This window comes from Lysinibacillus sp. FSL K6-0057 (genome assembly GCF_038630885.1).
GTDB classification, from domain to species: domain Bacteria; phylum Bacillota; class Bacilli; order Bacillales_A; family Planococcaceae; genus Lysinibacillus; species Lysinibacillus fusiformis_F.
In genome coordinates, this window is record NZ_CP152047.1 from 2,863,883 (window position 1) to 2,886,509 (window position 22,627).

Below are 22,627 nucleotides of genomic sequence, written 5' to 3' on the forward strand. Positions count from 1 at the left end.
ACAATTGGGAATTACAATGATAACAAGACAATCTTTTCAAAAATAACCAACTCAATTTGTTATTCCCATTTTGTCTTAAGCTGCAACATGTTGTCCGATTAGTCTCAAAGTGCAAAAGGAGGAAGTTATCTTGACTCAAATTAATATTAATGGCGTATCGTATGATGTAAAAGAGGGAGCTACAATCCTTGATACCATTAATCAACATGACATTCCACATCCACAGATTTGTCATGTGCCCGCTGTTGACCCAATCGAGACATGTGATACATGTATCGTGGAGGTGAATGGCCAATTAGTTCGTTCCTGCTCCACAAAGGCAATAGACGGCATGAATGTATTACTAACTTCTGACAAAGCGAAAGCAGCACAAACAGAAGCAATGGACCGTCTACTCGAAAATCATTTACTGTACTGTACAGTTTGTGATAACAACAACGGGAATTGTACATTACACAACACGGCCGAATTAATGGAAATCGAGCATCAAAAATATCCATACCAACCAAAAGTGGAACCTCATGAAGTGGACATGTCACATCCGTTTTATCGTTATGATCCTAACCAATGTATTGCTTGTGGTCAGTGCGTAGAGGTTTGTCAAAATCTACAGGTGAATGAAACATTATCCCTTGATTGGGAAGCAGAAAGACCACGTATTATTTGGGATACGGGCGTTGCCATCAATGATTCTTCCTGTGTAAGTTGTGGACAATGTGTAACCGTTTGCCCATGTAATGCCTTAATGGAAAAATCCATGCTTGGAGAGGCTGGATTTATGACTGGTCTGAAACAGGATATGTTAGATCCGATGATCAGTTTAATTAAGGAAGTTGAACCGGGCTATAGCGGTATTTTTGCCGTTTCTGAAGTGGAAGCAGCTATGCGTAGTAAACGCACTAAAAAAACAAAAACAGTTTGTACTTTCTGTGGTGTCGGCTGCTCGTTCGAAGTTTGGACAAAGGGCCGAAAAATTTTAAAAGTACAGCCTTCTGAAGGTCCAGTAAATGCGATTTCTACTTGTGTCAAAGGGAAATTCGGCTGGGATTTTGTCAATTCTGAGGAACGTATTACAAAACCACTCATTCGTAAAAATGATGAGTTTGTTGAATCATCGTGGGATGAAGCACTGGATTTAATTGCAACAAAACTAGGCGGAATTCAACAACAATATGGTCCAGGTTCTGTTGGCTTTATCTCCTCTTCTAAAATTACAAATGAAGAGAATTACTTAATTCAAAAAATGGCACGTCAGTTATTTGGAACAAACGATGTCGATAATTGTTCTCGTTATTGTCAATCCCCTGCTACTGACGGTTTATTACGTACAGTAGGTTTAGGCGGTGACGCTGGTACGATCAAAGATATCGCCAAGGCTGGTCTTGTCATTATTGTTGGGGCTAACCCAGCTGAGGGACACCCTGTTTTAGCAACACGTGTGAAACGTGCGCATAAATTACATGGTCAGAAATTAATTGTTGCCGATATTCGTAAGCATGAAATGGCCGAACGTTCCGACATCTTTATGCGTCCGAAGCAAGGGACTGACCAAGTTTGGTTAATGGCCGTTACCAAATATATCATTGACCAAGGATGGCATGATGAAGCGTTTATTCAAGAAAACGTCCTTCATTATGATGATTTTAAACAAGTACTTGAAACCTATACACTTGATTATGCGCAAGAAATGACGGGTATTAGTAAAGAAACATTGATCGAAGTGGCTGAAATGATTCGTGATGCAGATGGTACATGTGTGCTTTGGGGCATGGGTGTAACACAAAATACTGGTGGCTCTTATACGTCAGCTGCTATTTCAAATTTACTTTTAGCAACGGGGAACTATCGTCGTCCAGGTGCTGGTGCTTACCCTCTTCGTGGTCATAACAATGTGCAAGGTGCCTGTGATATGGGAACACTACCAACGCTCTTGCCAGGCTATCAAAAGGTAACAGATGAGGCAGCGCGTGCAAAATTCGAAAAAGCTTATGGTGTCCCAATTCAGTCGCAACCAGGTCGAACTAATATGCAAATGTTAGATGCGATTATGGAAGGTAAAATGAAAGCGATGTATTTAGTGGGCGAAGATATGGCACTTGTTGACTGTAATGCCAACCATGTAGATGAAGTACTTTCACAGCTAGACTTTTTTGTGGTCCAAGATTGTTTCCTATCACGCACAGCACAATATGCAGATGTGATTTTACCTGCTGCACCTTCGCTTGAAAAAGAAGGTACATTCACAAATACAGAACGTCGCGTTCAACGCCTGTATCAAGTATTACCAACACTTGGTGAATCGAAAGCAGATTGGGAAATCTTGCAAGCTGTTGCTCGTCGTTTAGGAGCAGATTGGCATTATGATCACCCAAGTGACATCTTTGATGAAATGGCGAGCCTGTCTCCCCTCTTCTCACAAGCCAACTATGATGTTCTAGAAGGCTGGGGTAGCTTCTGTTGGGGTAGTCATGATGGTAAAGATACACCGTTATTATATGAAGATGGCTTTAACTTCCCTGATAAAAAAGCTCGTTTTACTTTAAATGATTGGGTGCAACCTGTTGAATATGAGGCACAATACGATTGTCTTATTAATAATGGACGTATGCTTGAACACTTCCATGAAGGAAATCTAACAAATAAATCAAAAGGTATTCAATCGAAAGTACCTGAAATTTTCGTTGAAGTATCACCAGAATTGGCGAAAGAAAGAGGTATTGCAGATGGAGCATTACTGCGTTTAGTATCTCCTTATGGTGCATTAAAGCTAAATGCCCTTGTCACAGATCGCGTGCAAGGTAACGAATTGTTCTTACCAATGAACTCTGTTAGCAAAGATTCTGCCATCAACTTCCTAACAGGCCCTGCAGCAGACGTAAATACATCAACACCAGCTTATAAACAAACAAAAGTACGAGTAGAAGTGCTAAAAGCAAAAGGAAAATCACCACTTCCTCGCACGAACCCACGCTATAAAAAGCGTCATCCTCAAAATGGTGTTGAGGTACAACGAAAATGGAATCGTCCTGGCTACGTTCACTTAACAACCATTAACGAAAGAGAGTGAGAGCATGGCTGTACCCATTACAGGCATTAAAAAACAACAATTAACGGAAGAACAACTAAAGGAACAAAAATTAGACAATCTAAAAGAACTGCTTTCTGATAATGAAGAAACGGTCAATCAAGTGTTTAGTATTATGGCTGAATTAAATGATATCGGTGCATTAGAAGCAGCAATGAAGCTACTTGAAGCCAAAGAAGAAGTCGCCCATGTTGCACTTGGTCAATTAACACGTAAGCCTGTAACCAATATTATTAACAATTTAATGGGTGTTGCAGGTGCATTGACGGAGCTCAATCCTGAAACAACGACTAAGCTAATTGAAGGCTTAAACGCTGGCGTAGATGAGGCCAGCAAAGCACTTGAATCCAATGAAAAAGTAAGTGCCTTTAAGCTGATGAAAATGTTAAATGATCCAGATGTCAATCGCGCGCTCAATTTTGGGGTCCATTTCTTAAAGGGACTTGGCAAAGGCTTAAAAGAATAAGGTGGTTCCTATATGTTAACAAAAGAAAATGTTGTAAACGCATTGAAACAAGTGAATGATCCTGAGCTCCATCAAAGTATCGTAGATTTGAATATGGTGCGTAATATCCAAATACATGACAATCATATAACGCTGGATATTATTTTGACCATTCCAGGATGTCCGTTAAAGGCAAAAATACAGCAAGATGTGGAGGAAGCATTACAAGCGCTCGGCGCCTCCACTGTTACCATTAGCTTTGGCGCTATGACAGATCAGGAGCGACGCACATTAACTGCCTCTCTACAAGCAAAAAATGTAACTGAACAAGGAATGCCGAACATGCTACTGCTTAATTCTGGCGTTCAATTCATTGCCATCACAAGTGGTAAAGGCGGTGTTGGAAAGTCTACTGTAACAATCAATTTAGCGGTTGCTCTTGCTCGTCTTGGTAAACGTGTAGGTATTTTAGATGCCGATATCTATGGTTTCAGTATCCCTGCCATGATGAAGATTGACCAAAAGCCTACCATGCTTGATCAAACGGCGATTCCAGTAGAAAGTCACGGCGTAAAAATGATGTCGATGGGCTTTTTTACAAATGACAACCAGCCTGTTATGTGGCGTGGTCCTATGCTCAATAAATGGATTCGCAATTTCCTTGTCAACACGCTATGGGGAGATTTAGATTATCTCCTCATCGATTTACCACCTGGTACAGGAGATGTTGCGATTGATATGGCTGCGATGATTCCACAAGCTCAAGAAATCATCGTGACAACACCGCATCTTGCCGCTTCTCATGTTGCTTCTCGTGCAGGCTTGATGGCTCAACATACAAAACACACGATTCTTGGTGTTGTTGAAAACATGGCCTATTTTGAAGGAGCAGATGGTCAAAAAAACTATCTATTTGGACAAGGTGGAGCAGAACAGTTAGCAGATTTATTGCAGACACATGTGATAGCTCAGATTCCTTTCGCTCAACCTGAGGAAAATACAGGTTCCTCGGTCTATGCCGAAGAGTCGATAATCGGTGAAGTGTTTACTCATTTAGCAGAAGATCTGCTTTATAAATAATATGAAGCCCTTGATTTGTGTAAAAACAAATCAAGGGCTTTATTCTATCACTTATAACCAGCCTTTTGTAACACCTGCATGAAATAAAAACGATACGTATTTTTGACGAATGTTTCTAGTGGTAGCCCTACATTCACTTGATATTTTGTAAATATAAAATAAAATCGTTTATCCCACTTTAGGCGTAATAACTCGCCTGCCTCTTCCCCATACTTCGTTGTAAATTCTTCAATCAAAGGTTCGACCATCTCATAACAATAGTCTTTTAAATTGGCCAGTGCTTCAATATCTTTATCCCTTTGAAAGCGTATAATCCAATCTACTAATTGCTCATCCATATTCGCACGCCATCCTTTTATTCAGAGTTTCTTCCTATTAAATTATACTCCTTTTTTGGAGAATCAGAAAAAGAACAATTATTCGAATAGATTTCACTCATCAATAGGGCGATTCCAACGTAGATGATAGTGAACAGACCTCTTTTTCGTTTCTTTATCGAATACTAGAAATCTATCACCAGCTTGAATGACATAACTAGTCTCTAATGTCCGTACACCTGGCTGTTGTTGCTGTGAATTAATGACACCAATATTATTTTCCCACAATACTTGATGTTTGTTCATATCATAAAGCAATAGCATGTGTTCAGCACTTTCTCGCTGTGTTTGTCGATAAGAAACAAGCGCTGTTTTTTCTACGATATCCACATCGACCACTTTTGGCTCTAAATTTTCATAGGCTTGAATGGCTGGCTCTGTTAGGACAGCTTGACTAAAATCTCGAATGGCCTGATTATCCTCTACAAGCTGTGGATGTGTAGCAAAATAACCCGGCAACTCGGTTTCAATGAAAAAACGGGCAGATAGGTAATCTTGAGCCTTCGCATCCTCACTTAATGCTTTACCATCAAAGCGATAGAATTTACCATCGACCCCTTCCAAATATAAATTGTTCTCTAGGACAGCCATTTGATGTGCATTATTACTCAATATCGCTATTAAGGACGGATGTTGCTTTCGAAAATCTTTTTCAGAAAGTATTTCTTTGCCTGTTTCCATATCTAATAGTGACAATTGACCAAACTCATCATCACGATGATGGATAAGAAGACCACCCATAAATTTCCCAATCAGTGTTTCTTTATAGGAAGCTGATTTTGTCCATTGCTTTTCACCCGTTTGTAAATTCACAGCTACTAGGAGATGGTGTGCAATTAAATGCGTAATTCCATTCGATGTCCCATTATTTTCCGAGCCTTGCACCATTTGGACAGCAATGCTTTGTGAATCATCTGTATAAATCGGAGAATCTGATTTAATTGGAAAGCCTCTCCCCGCTAAGCCAAAAACAATCATTAAGAGATGACTGACCAATAAAAAAGCAATGAGCAAAATGCTAGAAGTAACGAGTCGTTTACGTTTCATGACGATAAACAATAACAGTATAAATCCTATGCCTAGCACAATACATAAAAAAATATCGTGGATGAGCCAACCATTTAAGCGCCATGAATACATATATCGTTGCAGAAATTGTTCCACTTCTCTACCCCCTCAAACAACCATTAACTAAAATCTGAATAAAGCACATAACGGTCACATTCCAAGCATTGAAACAAATACCCTTGATGATGACCATTGTTCATTAAGGATGCAGAAAGTTCTTCTTTCGGAAACCCTGTATAATTGTCAAATTGATCCTCAATTCCTAGCTCCACTATATCACTCCAACCAACATAACCAATAAATGCACAGTAGTCAGAGCAATGTGCCACACAATTATTCCCCTGCCAGCTCACATAACCTGGCGTGCGATACAGTACTTCTTGTGCCAATAAAGGATTGGTAATCTGCTCATCATATAGTAAATCTTGCTGAAAAGAGCCATCATATTTTTGCGCTGCATCCCCACTGTGAATACAAGTAGGACAGAGATAATCAACATCCTCAATTGCGTAAATGCCTCCTGTATAATAAACATCCACTTGCTGTTGGCAACAATCACAGACAACGACCTCATCTGTTTCAAATATTTTCGCCTCAAGCGGTTTGGGGACATATTTAAACGTTGGGATAATCGTTTGTGTTGGCTGATGATCTCTTATTTTTCGTGGCAACAGAGGATTCACCGAATTTGCTTGTTTTATGTAGGTTTGGAGAACACCATATTTTTTTCGATCTTTTTTATCGTCTTTATTCATAATGACAGTAAATAACCGATAAGCCTCTGGATACATTCTAAGTAAACAGTAAACCTCTACTAATATCCTTAACGTTTCTTCTGTTTGTTGAACCTGCTTTAATTGATCTTTAAAAATATGCATTTGATTAATGGTTATCGGATTGGAAGGATTAAATGTTTGTCTTAGATCATGCCACTCCTCAGCAATCGTCATAAAAAATAGGCCTCCTTCTCATTTGCTATTTGGTAAAAGAATAATCTTTAATCATTTGGCAAATTTCCACTTTATAATTTGTGTACCATTTGTCTTTACCCAATTGTTGTGCCGTCAAATGCTTGGCATTGTCTTTCCATGCTTGGATAGCCTCTAGCGATTCCCAATAAGACACCGTTATGCCCTTTCCTTCCTCGTTTCTGACACTTTCCACACGAAGGAAACCAGGTTGTTGCTGTGCTAAGGCATCGATGAGGTCAGCCATCTTGCCATAGCCTTCCCCATCTTGTTTAGTTCTTTGCGATGTAAAAATCACTGCATAATATGTTTCCATTTATTTCTCCCCCTCTATTACTTTTATTGTAAACGATAATGACTTTGACTAAAATCTAAATATAGGAAACTGAAAGGATTGTGACATATGGGAATTAATCCAAACATGGCAGAAGTAGCAGCACTTCTTGGTGAAACGTCAAGGGCAACCATTCTTGCTAGTATGATGGACGGTCGTTTTCATACGGCTAGTGAACTGGCATATATGGCTGCTATCAAGCCACAAACTGCTAGCTTCCATCTTGCTAAATTAGTAGAAGGAAAGCTGATAAAAGTTGAAAAACAGGGCAGACATCGTTATTTTCAATTGGCTGATGAGGACATTGCTCAATTTTTAGAGTCATTCCTAGCCATCTCACCGCCACCTGAAGTGCGTTCATTAAAGCAATCAAGCCAAATCAAATTATTGCAGGATGCTAGAACTTGCTATGATCATCTTGCTGGTAAATTGGGTGTCCAATTAACGGAATCGATGATGAATGCAGGTTATATAAAACTAGACGACAAGCAATTTATCCTGACAGATGAAGGCACATTATTTTTTACCACATTCGGAATCGATTTAGCTGCTTTAAAGAGAAAACGACGCTCCTTTTCTCATGCCTGTTTAGATTGGAGTGAACGGCGTTATCATTTAGCTGGTGCACTAGGCAGCGAGCTATTAAATCAATTTTTCAACCTCGATTGGCTTATACGTGTTCCCTCTATTCGCGCCATTAAAGTGACAGAGAAAGGTAAAATAGGCTTTAAAGAGGTCTTTCATTTAGATTTGTAAAATAGAAAAGGGCTCTGAGTTATCTCCTAGCCCTTTCCTTTACTAAAAGTACGATTTACTAAATAAATGCCCATGATGATGAATAAGCCGCCAATCATTAGGGATGGTTTTAACGGTTCATTTAATAACATCCAGCCTGTTAATACACCAAAAAATGGCGCTAAAAATAAATAGGCACTTGTTTTCCCTGGATCACTGTTTTGCAGAAGATAATACCAACCCGCAAATTGAATGATGGAGGAAAAAATACTAAGCCACAACAAAATAATTAATGATTGTTTATTCACAATAAAAAATGGTTGTTCTAACAACGCACTCCCAAGTAAAAGGAGTAAGCCGCCAAACAACATCTGGTAAGCCGATAAAGTCCACGTATCAAATAATACGCCCCATTTTTTCACTAATAGGGTGGCAATGGCCCAAAAAACAGCAGATAGCAAGCCAAAAAGGATACCTACTTTCAATTCAACTTGTGCCCCCATCGTGATGATCACGCCGATTAAGCCAAACAATACTCCTATCCATTGATAGACATGGTAGCGCACTTTCATAAAAATGGTGGCAAAAATCACAACTAGTAATGGGTTTGTAAATGTTAATATAGAAGATTCACTTGCTGTGATGGTGCGTAGACTTAAAAAAATACATCCCATCACACCTGCCGTTTGAAAGGACCCGATCATGCATAACTTGAACCATTCTTTCTTTGCAATAGGATGAGGTCTCTTCAAGATGATCACAACGATAGCCATGATTATACCTGCCAATATAAAACGGAGGGCAGCCAATAATAAAGGCGAGGCATACGGTAAACCTAATTTAACAATGGCAAAAGATGAACCCATTAAAAAGGTCGTTACTACTAATAAAGCAATAAATTGATAATTTTTCATCTAATAGCTCCTTATCTGATAGAATAATCGCTCTATGTTGATTATAATCAGGAAGTATTTCCATGCTTATCGAAGTATGGATTACAACTATCATTAAAGATAGAATGAGACTATACATATCTAAAGGAGGAGATAGCGATGCATTATAGTGCAAAGCAGCCTAAAAGTAGCTTATTACCATCCATACTTTTTTGTGGGACATTCCTATTGATTACTTTAGGAGATAATTTCATCCTTACCCTTTTATTGAGTCTCTCATTGTTACTTTGTTTGGCAGGTCTCCTAGTACAATATGATTTACTAATCAAAGAAAATGAAATCAAGTATACCATCTCTCTTTGTAAGGTCGTACTATTTTCAAAGTATCTGCAAGCACAGCAAATAAAGCAAATACTGTTTAAGCGCTATGGATGGGCAACACCGGGTGCAACGATTATCACAAAAGGCTTCAACTTACGTATTGTCTATTTCAAACCGAAAGATGTGATAACACATTTGGATCATTTTGCTCAATTCAATCATATAACTATCAGAAAAACGAAAGATTTTAGAAGACTACGTAAGGAAGAAATCAATTAAAGGGATAGGATTTAAAAAATCTTACCTCCAAAAAGCAAAGAGGTAAGATACTATTGATCATTTGTTTTGCATAAACAATCTGACGTTTTCTGCGATTTCCGGCGATTTTGTATGGTGTAAGTAATGATCCCCATCCAATGTGATTACTTTGCCATAAACTGAATGTTTGACTTGTTCTTCATGGAGTGGTATCCAATTTTTTTCAACACCCTCACTATTTGCTTGGACAAATAATAGAAGGGGTAAATCTTTAGGGAATGTAAGATTTTTTGCTGCCGTAAATTTTTTGTAAATACTTTCTAATTCATTAGAAGTACTTGTATTATAAAAGTTTTTGAGTGTAATCATCCTTATTTGCTCTTTTGTGTCATCATCATATGGAAGACCTGCATAGGGATCATCTGTAAATTTTATAAGAATTCGTGCAATCCCTGATTTTTTTAGAAGTTGTAATGACTTGATTGGAAACTTCGTGTCCATCCCATCCTGCGTAGGTACACTGCTATCAATCCCGACAAATCCAGTTACTTCATTCCGATATTTATTGACATAATCCAGCCCATAGATGCCTGCTATCGAGTGTCCCATGAGCATATACCGATCAATCTTTAACTCCTGTAAAGCTTCATGAATCTCACTAACTATGTTCTCCGTGCTTCGTTCTTTAGCAGTATCCTCACTTAAGCCATAGCCAAAGGGCTCTACGGAGACGATCTTATAATAAGGAGCTAGTTCATCTATCAGTGGCTTGAAATCAAGCGTTGGTGCTGCAGTTCCGAAGCCTGGTAGCAGTACGATGGTTTCAGTACCCTTGCCTTGGATGGTGATATTCATCTTTTTCCCATTAACAGAGACGAGCTGACCATAGGGTTCTATTTTTCCTTGCTCTATTTTGTTGCAAACAATGTTTACTGTAAAAACAATAGCAAGTAGTACCACAATTGTTACACCGATGACCGCCATTGATTTCAGTAAAATACGCGTAATTTTTTTCATGTTTGATGCACGAGGGGGATTCACCTTTACCCGTGCTTCCCTCCTTTACTACGATTATTCCAGCTACTTTTAAGCTGTTAGTATTAATATAAAGGAGGAAGATGTCTTCCGAATGACGACAATATGAACGCAAGATGAACAACAAAAAATGTTACGTTATCCCTATAGGAGTCGTAACATTATCCCTTTAATTTAAGGTAAAAGGTAATCTGACAATGATTGTCGTTCCTCGTCCAAGCTCACTCTCTACTTGAATTTCTCCTTGATGTAGCGAGACAATTTGTTTCACGATAGCAAGTCCCATTCCACTGCCTTCATATTTGTGACTATGTGAACGATCAGCCTTAAAAAATCGCTCAAATATACGTTTCTGATCCTCTAAAGAAATCCCAATGCCCCTATCCGTTATTCGCACTGTCACATGATTAGCATGTTGCTTCATGCTGATTTCAATCGTATCATGAGCATTTGAAAATTTAATACTATTCGTAAGAATATTTGTCCATACCTGATGTAATTGATCGTAATCAGCCATGAGGCGAACAGCCTTCAAATTAAGCTCAAAATCGATGTTGCGAGAAGACCATTGCGGCTGGATCGAGACAATGACACGTCTAATTTGCTCATCTAGGTTGAACCTATCAAGATGCATGGGCTTTGTCTTTGATTCTAGTAAGCTCAGCTTTAAGAGGCTATCACTCATCTTGGACATTCGATTGGCTTCTGAAATGATAATATCAAGATAACGGCTTTTCTCGTCGTCCGTTACATCGACTTGCTTTAGTGCTAACGCATAGCCAGAGATGGAGGTAAGTGGAGACTGCACCTCATGGGATACGTTCGATACAAAATCTCTTCTCATTTGCTCTAGCTGCTGTAACCCCTCCGCCATGTCTTCAAAGCTTTTAGCCAACGTCCCTAGCTCTCCTGATTGCTTAATGTTTAGCTCTACATTGAAGTCGCCACCAGCAATATGTTTAGTTGCTTGTGTTAGCTTTTTGATTGGCTTGACTAGAAACATCGCTGCTACTAAAAACACAACACTTCCTATAACAAGGGCATAGGTAGCAAAATTCAAAATCAACTTTATGGAAAAAGAGGTAGAAGGTAAAGATATGGGCTGGATAAACATCGCTTTTGTTCCCATTTCAGTTGTTAAAGGTATGCCAACAAGTATAGATGAAATGCCCCCAGGATTGACTTGAATGATCTCTCCAGCCAGCACAGTTTTCACTTGTGTCATGGTTACAGGAGCCAGTTCATCGTCAGGAAGCTTTCCGTAAGACGTAAACTGCCCCATTTCTTCATAAATACGAATATGATAGGATTCAAGCTGATGCATATCACGAATGAAACGATTTGCTTCATTAAACGGTAATGTGTCAAAAATTTGTACCATGTCTTGACCAAAATTCAGTAAGGGAATTTGTAGGTTTTCATTCAATTTATCTTTAAATACCCATGTTGCCATGAAAAAGGAGATAACAGTTCCTCCAATGACAGCAACTAAAAAGATTAGAACGACGCGTGTATATAAAGATTTAATCATTCATCAACCTCAAGCCTATAGCCAAGACCCCTTATTGTTTCGATATGAAAATCAGTTATCGTGTTGAAGCGCTCGCGCAGGCGCTTAATATGTACATCGATGGTTCGATTATCTCCCGCATAATCAATCCCCCAAATTTGATCGATTAGTTGTTCCCGTGTATAGACTTGCCCAGGTGTTTCCGCAAGCTTATATAATAATTCAAATTCCTTGAGTGGCAGTGAAATGGTATCTGTCCCTCTCATGATTTTATAGGTCTGACGGTCCAGCGTGATTTGACCAAGTTGTATCGTCTGCGAATGACCAATCCTATAGCGCTTTAAAAGCGCCTTTACACGTACCGTCAGCTCTAACGGATCAAATGGCTTCGTTAAATAGTCATCTGTTCCGAGCTCAAAGCCCTTCACTTTTTCCCATGTTTCTCCTCTTGCTGTCAGCATCAGTAAGGGCAGATCTGTATTCATTTTGCGTAGCTCCTTACATAGTGTCCAGCCATCCATCGTTGGCATCATAATATCCAGTACAACAAGATCGATTGGCGTTGAGCGATAGAGGGCTAGCGCTTCTTTGCCATCTCCAGCCTCTATGGTCGTGAACCCGTCTTTGCGTAGAAAAAGGCAAACAAGTTCACGAATGTTCACATCATCATCCGCTACAAGTATCGTTGGCATACTTTCGTTCCCCTCTTTTCCAATGTATTATTCACACACATTATACTATATAACTAATGTACTTCTCCCCTACCAATAGCTTATTTCCTTAAAGTAAAAAAACCCCTCCTTTATATGAAAAAATATAAAGGAAGGTTTCTAATCAAGCAATTAGCTTTGCAAACCACGCGACATAATGCGCGCCAGGAATCAATAATAACTGTGCCACAATGGTTCCTAAAAATCTGGAAAACATCATCATAACGGACATTCTTTTTAAGTCGAGATAACTTCCTCTCTTATTGATAACATCATCGGCCAGAATGGATATTTTAGGGTCAATAAACAGGATCAATAGAATCGTTGCAATACCATTGATTAATCCAGATGCCATGACAGCAGTAGTCTTTAGTTCTGGTACTAATAATGTGGCATATAAAGCGGATAAAACGCCAATGGTATAGATAGCTGTAATGATAATATTGATGATGAATAATTTAATTGGTATATCCCCTAGACGAATGCCTTTTAAATAACTAAAACTTGGTTTATGAATATGCTTAATACCTCGTCTTATATAGTCCAACGTAAAGCCCTTTTTCATTAAAGCGGGAATGGAACCTCTTTCCTCAGCCAAATGGACGATAGCCCTTGAAAAAATAGCTATAAAGGTGGGGATGAGTAAGATTCCTACTATTGTTCCAAGCGAAGCCGCTCCAATAATGAGTCGAAATTGGTGCTCTACAAATGTCATCGCATTATCTGCAGGTGCTGTATCAACAAGGCTTCCTGTGAATGGTTGTTGCATCATATTTGCTAACCTTGACACCATGACCATTACATTAAAAAGAGATAAAGCCGAAGCTAGTAATTTGACACGTGCTCCAGATAGACGTACTGCATAGGCAAGCGTTTCAATGGCATGAATGATTAAAATAAATAAAGCAATCATGATTAATTTTTCTGTTATTAAATCCACATATGTACCTACTCTTCGCTTTCCTACACTTTAACATTGGGACGCTTCTCCCACAAAATAGTTCCGCTTAAAAAAATACCGTTACTTCTGTAGCTGCTTACCAATCAATTTCAATATATCTTCCTGTGACATCTCTTCGGTCAACAGCGTTTCTCCATCCACACCAAGATAATCATGTGGATTCCACCAAGCATGTAAAGAATCTTCGCCGAAGTCATTCTTTTTGGAGCTAGAATGATGACGAATAACGGTTTCCTCAAAAGATAAATCAAAATAATACGTATAGGCCTTCTGATCATAGAATTGGATTAAATCTTTTAACATATCTCCATAAAGACTGGTATATAATATTCCTTCTACAATGACAACTTCACAACGACCTTTACCATACTCTGCGATTTGACGAATGAATTCAATAGAAAGATTGCCTTCTCGATCATGCACCTTTAACATATCACGTCGGACAACATCTTGCGGAACTAAAAGCGTATCATGTCCAAGATGATGTTGAAGACTTTTCGCAATCGTCGTTTTTCCGCTACCAGAATTTCCTCGGATGATAATTAGTTTAGATTCCAAATTTCCCTTCTCCTTTTTAAACTGCTCTTCTAGACCAAATCACAACAGGGATCAATACTAACGACAAAAGCCCTCCCGCTAAGGACAACGCTGCATAGCTTGAATTCGCCACTACCATACCTGATAGCGCACCACCTGACGCACCCGCCAATGCAACAAAGACATCCATTTTCCCCTGTGTTTTTGCACGTGTAGCAGGTTCCGTTGCATCAACGATTTGAGCAGTCCCACTGATTAAACCAAAGTTCCAGCCTAATCCTAGTAAAGAAAGTGCCACAATGAGTAACACCATTGAATCGCTTGGTGCAAACGCCGCCACTAAACCAGCGAGTAGCAATGTAATACCCGAAGCAATACTCATCGCTGTCCGTCCGATTTTATCGACAAGAATACCTGTGACGAGTGATGGCAGATACATAGAACCTACATGAAACCCTATCACAATGCCAACTTCGGCTAAACCATGTCCATGATGTTTCATATGTACGGGTGTCATTGTCATAATCGCTACCATGACAATTTGCGTCAAGACCATCACCGTTGCCCCTACCGCTAAGCCTCTTTTATTGCCTGTAGTATGCAAGGATTGTGCTTGATGTTCTTTGTTCATTTTTTGCTTATGTGCCTCAAGGGCTTTCGCTATTTCTAATGGATCAGGACGCAACAGAGTAAATAATACAAGTCCCGCTACAATAAAGGCGACAGCCGATAATAAAAAAGGCCCCGCCAAAGCTGGAATACCAATGGATCGTGCCACTTTCCCCATCCATTCTACTAAATTCGGACCTAAAACAGCGCCAAACGTAGTCATAAGCATGGTCGTACTAATTGCCGTAGCACGCTGCTTATCATTGGCTAAATCCGTCCCAGCGTAGCGAGCCTGTAAATTAGTTGCCGTACCCGCTCCATAGATTAATAGAGAAGCAAACAATAACACAATACTATTCATTAAAGCAGCCAGGACTACACCCATCGCGCCTATTCCGCCCACTATAAAACCTGTTGATAAGCCGATACGGCGGCCATAACGCTGCGATAGTTTCCCCACAATAAAAGCTGCACCTGCCGAGCCTAACGTAAATAATGCAGAGGGTACACCCGCATAGGCATCCGTTCCTAGCATTTGTTGTGCCAGTAGAGCGCCAACCGTAATCCCTGCCGCAAGCCCAGCTCCACCAAATATTTGGGATAGACTAACAACTATGAGTACACGTCTATATAGGTTTTTTAGTTTTTCTGGTGACTCCATATAGGACGCGATTGACTCTTTAGATTTTCCAACCATTTTTCAACCTTCTTTCTCTTAATTCTCTATGTATATCAAACAAAATTACTTGAAGCTAATGAAGAAGGAACCGTCCCCATTTAGACAGTTCCTTTCATCTGCTACCCCCTTTATACGACTACCGTATTCCACATATTAATATGCATGCATAACGACTTTCTTTTTCTTCGAGTAGAATAAGAAAGTAGCTGTTAAACTTAAGCTTATGATTCCGAAAACAAGTCCCATACCACTTAAACCAATTAAATCTAGCATCATGCCTGTCGATAAAAGCACGATTTGAAAGACAACTGAATCAATCATGTTTCGGAAGGAGAAAAAGCGTCCATGAAACTGTTTTGGTACTTGCTTTTGGAAGATTACCATTGTCGTTGGGAAAAAACAGCCAACGGAAAAGCCAAAAACGCCAAATGCCACTAAAGCGAAAAAGGGAATGTCCGCCAGTAACAGTAGTAGCTCCATAGAGCCGATAATAAAGGCTAATGAAAAAAGCAGCGTGCCCATTTGTACACGATTAGCGATCATTTTCAAACCAGCTGCCCCCAGCATAAAACCAATGCCTTCCACCGTATACAGTAACCCTGAAATTGTGGTAGATTGGTGGATTTCAGATATTTTCATAATGACTAAATTGAAAGAGCCTAAAAATAATGTTGGAATTAACATTAAGACAAGCGTCATCAAGACGACCGGGTGCTCTTTCACCATCGGTAACACTTCTTTAAAGTTCCCTTTTTCTTTATTTGCCAGCGTTGCATTGGTTGTTTCATCTAATTGTAGCAAGCTTGTAATGACAAACATGACTATGTAGACAATAAATGAAATAATATATAACCATTTTAATTCAAAGAAGCTTAGCATAAATCCTGCTGCAGCTGTGCCAATAATCCTAGAAATGGTTCTGGCATTCATTTGCCAAGCATTTAGCGTAATTAAATCTTGCTCATTAGCAATCATTGGAATAATCGATTGCAAGGCAGGCATATAAAAAGCTGCTGCTATTTGCAGTGTGATTAAAAATAGAATCATCCAAATAACCGAATTGGTATAAAGTGCGATAAACATAAACAAAACACTGATGATGCGTCCGATACTTGCCATCTGGACAACCGTTTTTTTCTTCGATTGGTCAATGATACGCCCTGCCATTGGACCGACGACTAAGCCTGCTAAAATACCACAGGAAATAATTAATGATTTGTGAAAGTCAGAAGGTACTACCTCTTGCATAAAGGCTAAATTCCCAATAATGCCAGCCCATAAGCCAAGACCTACGACAAATTCACCTAATAAAATAATCCATACGTTTCGATTTTTCCACATGCTGTTCTCCTTGTTGCTTCCATAAAATTTATCGTAACAAAATTTTAAATATTCGTACATAAAAATATAGAAAAATTTGCTAGATTCTATGCCATTCTTTCCCTTTCTAGTTTACCTTATCGAGTATACTATTTTTCCTAGAAAGAGTACTCATTCAAAAGTTTGAACTTGCGACTAAAAGAAAAAACATCGTTTGATGGGCGTATCAAACGATGTTTTTCGTTAAGAGATTTCTAGTTTATGAACAAGTGCTTTTTTTCTACGTTCAACTATTTTTTGACAGATGAACGTCACGATAAAGATTAAGCCGACTGTTGTCGCCATCATACCTGCTATAGAAGTATCCCAGAACTTCGCTAAATAATAACCGAGGACGGAAGCAGCAGCACCAAAGAGCATACTATAGACGAACATTTGCTTAATCGTCTTGCTGATTAAATAGGAAGTAGCAGCTGGCCCAATCAACATGGCAACCACTAAAATGGCTCCCACACTATCAAAAGCTGCCACTGTTGTAAACGAAATGGACGTCATAAAGCCATAATGTAGAAAGACAACGGGAATGCCAATGGTTGCTGCATACACAGGGTCAAACGTCGCAAGTTTCATTTCTTTAAAGAATAAGAGCAGGAACGCAATATTAATCACGAGGACGAGCAATAGCATCCACACCGCCTTAGGCATCGCTAGCCCAAGCAGTGTCCATCTATCCCAAGGAACAAAAGCTATCTCTCCCATTAAAACATGTTCAACATCTAAATGGACATTGCCGGCATATAAGGTGATCAGGAGGACACCTGCTGCAAACAGGGATGTAAACACCACACCAATCGCGGCATCTTCTTGAATACCAGAAGAATGTAATAATTGCACGAGATAGGCTGTTAGAATCCCTGCAAACGCGGCACCTACTAACATCCAAAAGCCATTTAATGTTTGGGTAATAAGATAGGCCATCACGATACCAAAGAGCACTGTATGACTGATCGCATCTGCAATCATAGACATTCTACGCAAGATGAGGAAGACACCTGCAATCCCGCATGTTATCCCAACTAATAGTCCTGTGAATACAACCCAAAATTCGATCATCCTACATCACCCTGCTTCCGAAATTGCATTTTCCTACGATATTTACTAATTTGACCAGCTGGACTTATAAAATACGATAGAAAGAATATACCTGCTGCGACTAAAACGATAATCGGACCAGTCGATAACCCTGTTCGAATCGCACTAATAAAGGTTCCTGTTATGCCAGCAATGCCTCCAATCGCGGCACTTAAGATCAGCATCGTACTCAATTTATTTGTCCATAGCTTGGCACTAGCAGCAGGAATAATTAATAAGGCCGACATTAAAATCACCCCTACAGCTTGGATCCCTGTAACAATCGTCATAACAATTAAAACCGTTAAGGTTGCCTTTAAAGCCTCAATTGGTAAGCCAATTCCCTTTGCATAAACAGGATCAAAGATCAGTAGCTTCCATTCCTTATAAAGTAACAGACTCACCACAATAATGATGGTTGCGCTAATAAAGAGCCACATTAAATCGGCCTTGGTCATCGTCGCTGCTTTGCCAAAAATAAAATTATTCAATCCGCTCTGATTCCCAAGTGGGCTCCGATTAACGACAGTTAAAAATACAACGCCAACACCAAAAAATACAGTAAGGACTAATCCTATAGCAGCGTCAGCCTTCATTTTTGAAAATGACACAATCCATTGAATACAATACACAGATAATGCAGATGTAATGCCCGCTCCTAGCATTAAAATCGGCAATTCCTTTTGACCTGTTAGCAGGAACGCCAGGGCAATGCCTGGTAATGCTGCATGCGCCGCAGCATCACCAACTAGACTTTGTTTTTGTAAGAAGGAGAACGTGCCTGTGATGCCAGCTGCAATGCCAAGTAACATCGTTCCGCTCAGTACCCACAATAAGTTACCACTTAACATAGTGTCCCTCCTTACACATGCTGCATCATGAAAAGTTTACCACCATATGTTTTTTGTAATTGCTCTGGTGTAAAAACATCTTCTGTTGCGCCTGATGCTAAAATGGTTTTGTTTAATAAAATCGTATAGTCAAAATATTCTTTGACGGTTTGAAGATCGTGATGCACAACAAAAATACTTTTTCCCTGTGCCTTTAAATCTTTTAAAATATCAATAATTGTTTTTTCTGTCGCAGCATCTACCCCCGCAAACGGTTCATCTAAAAAATAAATATCTGCATTTTGTGCAAGGGCTCTCGCTAGGAACACTCGCTGCTGCTGCCCTCCTGAAAGCTGCCCGATGGAACGCTCTGCAAAGTCCTGCATCCCTACACTTGCTAATGCTTGTCGAGCAACAATTTTATCTTGCTTGGATGGTCTTTTAAACAAACCTGTATGACCATAACGCCCCATGAGCACCACATCCAGCGCATTTGTAGGAAAATCCCAATCCACCGCATTACGCTGAGGGACATAGCCCACGACTAAACTCTTTGGCTCAAACATCTTCCCTAAAATTTCAACCTTTCCTACTTTATTGGGAAGTTGATTTAAAATGGCCTTTAAAAATGTGGATTTCCCCGCACCATTCGGACCAATAATGGCAGCTAGGTGGCCTGTAGGCACTGTTACACAGGCATTTTCTAATACTGTTTTCTTATCATACGCGACTGATAGATTTTCTACTGTTAATGCATACATTTTCTTCACCTACTTTAATGCATCGACGATAGTGTCGATGTTATGTTGATACATACCTATATACGTACCTTCTGTTGTTCCTTCAGCTCCCATGGCATCGGAGAATAATTCCCCACCGATGACAATGTCGTGGCCTTTTTCCTTCGCCCCTTCAATGACAGCCTTCATCGCCTTATCAGATACACTGGATTCTATAAAAAGAGCCTTAATCTTTTTTTCTACTAAGAAATCAACCATCTCCTGGACATCTTTCACACCGTACTCTGAATCCGTACTCAGTCCTTGTAAGCCACGTACTTCAAATCCCTGACTTCTGCCAAAGTAATTGAAAGCATCATGAGCCGTTACTAATATTCTTTGCTGCTGTGGTATTTCATTCACACGTTGTTGTGCATAGCCTTGTAAATCATCTAGCTTTTTCAAGTAAGCTGCTTCATTCGTTTGAAAATCTGCTTTAAACTCAGGGTATTCCTCCTGAAGTTGCGTACTGATTGCCTTGACAACGCCTTTCCAAAGCTCAATATCAAACCAAATATGTGGATCATGGAGCATGGCATCTGTGTCACTGGCAAGCAGTTGCTTTTCATCTAATGTCTCGCCCACTGCTAGGACCGTTTTATCCTTAGCCATTTGTTCAAATATATCAAGCATCTGTCCTTCTAAATGTAAGCCATTATAAAAAATGACTTCTGCTTTATCCAATTTTGATAAATCACTTTGAGTCGCCTTATATAGATGAGGATCTACCCCTGGGCCCATCAATGCTGATACCTGTAAATGATCGCCACTGATTTCTTTAATCGCATCTGCAATTTGTCCAGTAGTTGCAACCACAATGCCTTCTTTTTCACCCTCTGTTTCTGCTGAACAGCCAAATAATAGAAGTGAGAGTGATAATACCATTACACCTAACCATTGTTTCATTTTTCTACCTCTTCTTTCTCTTTATTAAGCAATTGTTTGAAAAAATGTGCATACGCACGTAGGAACCAATTGGCGGACAAGCTGTAAATTGTTTGTCATGCCCGCCTTTTAATAGCAGTTGGCGTTCCTATCACGACTTTTTTTCATACAATGCCTTAATTTATATTCATTTTCCTAATAAGCTGGCGCCAGCTCATCCAGAAAAGTATTAACATCATACCTGCACCTACTGAATCGGTAAGTTTCCATACAATTGTCAAAATAATTAAAATGGCCATTGGAAGAATCGTCAGCTTGAAATCACCTAAATCTTTCATTCACGCACTCTTCTTTCTTAGGAGATATTTTGTTTCCCTTAGGAAAAATATATGCTTAATACAAAGAAAATTCAACTACTTTATGAAAATTTCTTTAAAAAAATTTTTTTCTTACATAAAACTTAGTTTAGCCCAAACAAAAAAATCCCTAATGAAGACATTAGAGATTTTTTATAAAAATACATAGATATATGTTAATAAACATTTATTTTTCTTTTTCTAGCGGTTTCCCTATAAACTCAAATGCATAAATATGCGTCTTAGTTAATTCAATGATGTCCTTGATTAATGCTTCTTCTGATTTTTCATAGCCGCTTGCAATCCATTGCATCATTAATCCATAAAAACCGTAGGATGTATAATGCTTGAACATGTCCATATTGACAGGCTGTTGATTGATTGTCTCAAATTTAAATTGCTCTTGATAAATTTTTGTAATCGTTAAGGGCATACGTGTATGCAACCCAGGAATGGTATCTTCCACATTCAGCAACTCGAAAAAAAGACGATGCTTATAAATGTAATGAATAATATTAAAGGATGGTGCTTTCAATTTGGTCGTATATACCTTTTCTCCATATAGGTATGGTTCACCTACTGCTACTTCCAGACCATTCAACATCAGTTCGAGCAAATTTTCTGCCAGCTCAAATTTATCTTGAAAATGCACATAAAAGGTACTACGGTTGTAGCCTGCTTGTTCTACAATATCCTTCACTGTAATGGCTTGAAAACCATGTTGTTTAATTAAATCGACAAACGCCTCATAAAAATGACGACGGGTTCTTTCTTGTCTTTGTGTCCATTTTGGCAATTTTGCTTCCTCCCTTTTAGACATTTCAGGCAAATATGTCTACTAGTTAGACACTTGCTACGACATTAATGATTGTTTCCATTTTCAAGCGCTTTACAATAAAAGTACACCGTGATTTACGCAGGGTGCAAGAAAAATGATTGTTTAAGGGAGTGTCATATATGGGGAAATTACAAGATAAAGTCGCAATTATTACAGGTGGTGCTTCTGGTATCGGTGCTGCAACAGCCCAATTATTTGTAGCAGAGGGTGCAAAAGTGGTGCTTGTGGACCTAAACGAAGAAAAAGGTCAGGCATTTGCTGCCGAACTACAGGCAACAGGAGCAGAGGCTTTGTTTATCAAAGCAAATGTAACAGATGAAAATGAAGTAGCAGCTATTTATCAAACAACCATTGAGACATTTGGCAAAGTCGATGTCCTTTTTAATAATGCAGGAATTGGCCGTGTTACACCAACTGAGGAGCTTCCTTATGCGGAATGGCGTCAAACTGTAAATGTGGATCTAGATGGCGTATTTTTAATGGCCCAAGCAGCCATCAAAGAAATGCTAAAAGGGAATGGTGGAACGATTGTTAACACAGCTTCGATGTATGGTTGGGTTGGCTCACCAGGATCAGCTGCCTATAATGCAGCAAAAGGAGGCGTGATTAATTTAACACGTTCATTAGCATTGGAATTTGCTACTCGGGGTATTCGTGTCAATGCGCTTTGTCCAGGTTTTATTGATACACCAATCATTCCAGAAGAAAGCAAAGAGCCATTACGTCAAATCACACCTATGCAACGACTAGGTCAACCAGTGGAAATGGCGAAAGCTGTTTTATTTATGGCTTGTGACGATTCAACGTTTATGACAGGTAACACATTAACTGTAGATGGTGGTTATACAGCCCAATAATGACGTTCAAAATAATCGCTTCCCCA

The 22,627-nt window shown here is 39.3% G+C and carries 24 protein-coding genes; 6 read left to right on the forward strand and 18 right to left on the reverse strand.

Translation table 11 applies throughout. The features are described from left to right. Window positions 1-130 precede the first annotated feature (130 nt). The 3 genes from fdhF to MHB40_RS14105 are packed head-to-tail and all read left to right on the forward strand — an operon-like array spanning window position 131 to window position 4,610. Window positions 131-3,067: a formate dehydrogenase subunit alpha gene (gene fdhF / locus MHB40_RS14095; protein WP_342532586.1), complete on the forward strand. Its 2,937-nt coding sequence runs from the start codon at window positions 131-133 to the stop codon at window positions 3,065-3,067. A gap of 4 nt (window positions 3,068-3,071) precedes the next feature. Beyond that, on the forward strand, window positions 3,072-3,551 hold the full coding sequence (locus MHB40_RS14100; protein ID WP_342440784.1) for a DUF1641 domain-containing protein: 480 nt from the start codon (window positions 3,072-3,074) through the stop codon (window positions 3,549-3,551). 12 nt (window positions 3,552-3,563) lie between these two features. Continuing rightward, window positions 3,564-4,610 carry an Mrp/NBP35 family ATP-binding protein gene (locus MHB40_RS14105; RefSeq protein WP_342532587.1) on the forward strand — a complete coding sequence of 349 codons (1,047 nt, stop codon included), beginning with the start codon at window positions 3,564-3,566 and terminating at the stop codon, window positions 4,608-4,610. Window positions 4,611-4,657: 47 nt separating this feature from the next. Here MHB40_RS14105 and MHB40_RS14110 read toward each other — a convergent pair whose 3' ends face one another. From MHB40_RS14110 to MHB40_RS14125, 4 genes are all read right to left on the reverse strand, one after another. Beyond that, window positions 4,658-4,948 (reverse strand): hypothetical protein, encoded by a 291-nt coding sequence (locus tag MHB40_RS14110; protein WP_205444028.1) that lies wholly within the window; start codon window positions 4,946-4,948, stop codon window positions 4,658-4,660. Window positions 4,949-5,041: 93 nt separating this feature from the next. Then, complete coding sequence (locus tag MHB40_RS14115; protein WP_342532588.1) at window positions 5,042-6,151, reverse strand: PA2928 family protein; 1,110 nt, start codon at window positions 6,149-6,151, stop codon at window positions 5,042-5,044. Between the two features lie 23 nt (window positions 6,152-6,174). Next, window positions 6,175-7,005: a CbrC family protein gene (locus MHB40_RS14120; RefSeq protein WP_342532589.1), complete on the reverse strand. Its 831-nt coding sequence runs from the start codon at window positions 7,003-7,005 to the stop codon at window positions 6,175-6,177. 25 nt (window positions 7,006-7,030) lie between these two features. After that, window positions 7,031-7,339, reverse strand: a complete 309-nt coding sequence (locus MHB40_RS14125) for an antibiotic biosynthesis monooxygenase (RefSeq protein WP_205444031.1) — start codon at window positions 7,337-7,339, stop codon at window positions 7,031-7,033. An 87-nt stretch (window positions 7,340-7,426) separates the two neighbouring features. Here MHB40_RS14125 and MHB40_RS14130 point away from each other — a divergent pair, with 87 nt between their 5' ends. Next, window positions 7,427-8,113 (forward strand): helix-turn-helix domain-containing protein, encoded by a 687-nt coding sequence (locus tag MHB40_RS14130; protein WP_205444032.1) that lies wholly within the window; start codon window positions 7,427-7,429, stop codon window positions 8,111-8,113. Window positions 8,114-8,139: 26 nt separating this feature from the next. Here the strand turns inward: MHB40_RS14130 and MHB40_RS14135 are convergent, their stop codons facing one another. Continuing rightward, on the reverse strand, window positions 8,140-9,006 hold the full coding sequence (locus tag MHB40_RS14135; RefSeq protein WP_342440788.1) for a DMT family transporter: 867 nt from the start codon (window positions 9,004-9,006) through the stop codon (window positions 8,140-8,142). Between the two features lie 138 nt (window positions 9,007-9,144). Here MHB40_RS14135 and MHB40_RS14140 point away from each other — a divergent pair, with 138 nt between their 5' ends. Next, window positions 9,145-9,585 (forward strand): hypothetical protein, encoded by a 441-nt coding sequence (locus MHB40_RS14140; protein ID WP_342440789.1) that lies wholly within the window; start codon window positions 9,145-9,147, stop codon window positions 9,583-9,585. Between the two features lie 57 nt (window positions 9,586-9,642). On the opposite strand, the gene MHB40_RS14145 is transcribed toward MHB40_RS14140, so the two are convergent. From MHB40_RS14145 to MHB40_RS14205, 13 genes are all read right to left on the reverse strand, one after another. After that, window positions 9,643-10,581, reverse strand: coding sequence for an alpha/beta hydrolase (locus MHB40_RS14145; protein ID WP_342440790.1), 939 nt, complete (start codon window positions 10,579-10,581; stop codon window positions 9,643-9,645). A gap of 187 nt (window positions 10,582-10,768) precedes the next feature. Next, on the reverse strand, window positions 10,769-12,130 hold the full coding sequence (locus MHB40_RS14150; protein WP_342532591.1) for a HAMP domain-containing sensor histidine kinase: 1,362 nt from the start codon (window positions 12,128-12,130) through the stop codon (window positions 10,769-10,771). After that, window positions 12,127-12,801 (reverse strand): response regulator transcription factor, encoded by a 675-nt coding sequence (locus MHB40_RS14155; RefSeq protein ID WP_342440792.1) that lies wholly within the window; start codon window positions 12,799-12,801, stop codon window positions 12,127-12,129. Before MHB40_RS14155 ends, MHB40_RS14150 begins: the two co-directional genes overlap by 4 nt. A 142-nt stretch (window positions 12,802-12,943) precedes the next feature. Next, window positions 12,944-13,732: a lipid II flippase Amj family protein gene (locus tag MHB40_RS14160; RefSeq protein ID WP_342443746.1), complete on the reverse strand. Its 789-nt coding sequence runs from the start codon at window positions 13,730-13,732 to the stop codon at window positions 12,944-12,946. Window positions 13,733-13,840: 108 nt separating this feature from the next. Continuing rightward, window positions 13,841-14,338: a kinase gene (locus tag MHB40_RS14165; RefSeq protein WP_342440793.1), complete on the reverse strand. Its 498-nt coding sequence runs from the start codon at window positions 14,336-14,338 to the stop codon at window positions 13,841-13,843. 16 nt (window positions 14,339-14,354) lie between these two features. Continuing rightward, window positions 14,355-15,623, reverse strand: a complete 1,269-nt coding sequence (locus tag MHB40_RS14170; RefSeq protein WP_342440794.1) for an MFS transporter — start codon at window positions 15,621-15,623, stop codon at window positions 14,355-14,357. 135 nt (window positions 15,624-15,758) lie between these two features. Beyond that, complete coding sequence (locus tag MHB40_RS14175) at window positions 15,759-16,946, reverse strand: MFS transporter (RefSeq protein ID WP_342440795.1); 1,188 nt, start codon at window positions 16,944-16,946, stop codon at window positions 15,759-15,761. Window positions 16,947-17,168: 222 nt separating this feature from the next. Then, window positions 17,169-18,038, reverse strand: a complete 870-nt coding sequence (locus MHB40_RS14180; RefSeq protein ID WP_205444048.1) for a metal ABC transporter permease — start codon at window positions 18,036-18,038, stop codon at window positions 17,169-17,171. After that, on the reverse strand, window positions 18,035-18,907 hold the full coding sequence (locus MHB40_RS14185) for a metal ABC transporter permease (RefSeq protein ID WP_205444050.1): 873 nt from the start codon (window positions 18,905-18,907) through the stop codon (window positions 18,035-18,037). Before MHB40_RS14185 ends, MHB40_RS14180 begins: the two co-directional genes overlap by 4 nt. Before the next feature lie 11 nt (window positions 18,908-18,918). Further along, window positions 18,919-19,647: a metal ABC transporter ATP-binding protein gene (locus MHB40_RS14190; RefSeq protein WP_205444051.1), complete on the reverse strand. Its 729-nt coding sequence runs from the start codon at window positions 19,645-19,647 to the stop codon at window positions 18,919-18,921. A 9-nt stretch (window positions 19,648-19,656) separates the two neighbouring features. Continuing rightward, window positions 19,657-20,571 (reverse strand): zinc ABC transporter substrate-binding protein, encoded by a 915-nt coding sequence (locus tag MHB40_RS14195; protein ID WP_205444053.1) that lies wholly within the window; start codon window positions 20,569-20,571, stop codon window positions 19,657-19,659. Window positions 20,572-20,726: 155 nt separating this feature from the next. Further along, a complete protein-coding gene (locus tag MHB40_RS14200) occupies window positions 20,727-20,888 on the reverse strand; it encodes a hypothetical protein (protein WP_205444054.1) in 162 nt (53 codons plus the stop codon). A 205-nt stretch (window positions 20,889-21,093) separates the two neighbouring features. Beyond that, complete coding sequence (locus MHB40_RS14205) at window positions 21,094-21,702, reverse strand: TetR/AcrR family transcriptional regulator (protein ID WP_243456234.1); 609 nt, start codon at window positions 21,700-21,702, stop codon at window positions 21,094-21,096. Window positions 21,703-21,863: 161 nt separating this feature from the next. Between MHB40_RS14205 and MHB40_RS14210 the strand changes: the two genes are divergently transcribed. Further along, window positions 21,864-22,601, forward strand: a complete 738-nt coding sequence (locus MHB40_RS14210) for an SDR family NAD(P)-dependent oxidoreductase (RefSeq protein ID WP_205444058.1) — start codon at window positions 21,864-21,866, stop codon at window positions 22,599-22,601. Window positions 22,602-22,627 lie beyond the last annotated feature (26 nt).

Coding starts and splice junctions, on each gene's coding strand:
- MHB40_RS14145 (WP_342440790.1), bottom strand. CDS start 10,581: ATGAAAAAAATTACGCGTATTTTACTGAAATCAATGGCGGTCATCGGT.
- MHB40_RS14210 (WP_205444058.1), top strand. CDS start 21,864: ATGGGGAAATTACAAGATAAAGTCGCAATTATTACAGGTGGTGCTTCT.
- MHB40_RS14155 (WP_342440792.1), bottom strand. CDS start 12,801: ATGCCAACGATACTTGTAGCGGATGATGATGTGAACATTCGTGAACTT.
- MHB40_RS14140 (WP_342440789.1), top strand. CDS start 9,145: ATGCATTATAGTGCAAAGCAGCCTAAAAGTAGCTTATTACCATCCATA.
- MHB40_RS14130 (WP_205444032.1), top strand. CDS start 7,427: ATGGGAATTAATCCAAACATGGCAGAAGTAGCAGCACTTCTTGGTGAA.
- MHB40_RS14190 (WP_205444051.1), bottom strand. CDS start 19,647: ATGTATGCATTAACAGTAGAAAATCTATCAGTCGCGTATGATAAGAAA.
- MHB40_RS14180 (WP_205444048.1), bottom strand. CDS start 18,038: ATGATCGAATTTTGGGTTGTATTCACAGGACTATTAGTTGGGATAACA.
- MHB40_RS14125 (WP_205444031.1), bottom strand. CDS start 7,339: ATGGAAACATATTATGCAGTGATTTTTACATCGCAAAGAACTAAACAA.
- MHB40_RS14200 (WP_205444054.1), bottom strand. CDS start 20,888: ATGAAAGATTTAGGTGATTTCAAGCTGACGATTCTTCCAATGGCCATT.
- MHB40_RS14150 (WP_342532591.1), bottom strand. CDS start 12,130: ATGATTAAATCTTTATATACACGCGTCGTTCTAATCTTTTTAGTTGCT.
- MHB40_RS14110 (WP_205444028.1), bottom strand. CDS start 4,948: ATGGATGAGCAATTAGTAGATTGGATTATACGCTTTCAAAGGGATAAA.
- MHB40_RS14105 (WP_342532587.1), top strand. CDS start 3,564: ATGTTAACAAAAGAAAATGTTGTAAACGCATTGAAACAAGTGAATGAT.
- MHB40_RS14195 (WP_205444053.1), bottom strand. CDS start 20,571: ATGAAACAATGGTTAGGTGTAATGGTATTATCACTCTCACTTCTATTA.
- MHB40_RS14120 (WP_342532589.1), bottom strand. CDS start 7,005: ATGACGATTGCTGAGGAGTGGCATGATCTAAGACAAACATTTAATCCT.
- MHB40_RS14175 (WP_342440795.1), bottom strand. CDS start 16,946: ATGTGGAAAAATCGAAACGTATGGATTATTTTATTAGGTGAATTTGTC.
- MHB40_RS14135 (WP_342440788.1), bottom strand. CDS start 9,006: ATGAAAAATTATCAATTTATTGCTTTATTAGTAGTAACGACCTTTTTA.
- MHB40_RS14100 (WP_342440784.1), top strand. CDS start 3,072: ATGGCTGTACCCATTACAGGCATTAAAAAACAACAATTAACGGAAGAA.
- MHB40_RS14170 (WP_342440794.1), bottom strand. CDS start 15,623: ATGGTTGGAAAATCTAAAGAGTCAATCGCGTCCTATATGGAGTCACCA.
- MHB40_RS14185 (WP_205444050.1), bottom strand. CDS start 18,907: ATGTTAAGTGGTAACTTATTGTGGGTACTGAGCGGAACGATGTTACTT.
- MHB40_RS14160 (WP_342443746.1), bottom strand. CDS start 13,732: ATGATTGCTTTATTTATTTTAATCATTCATGCCATTGAAACGCTTGCC.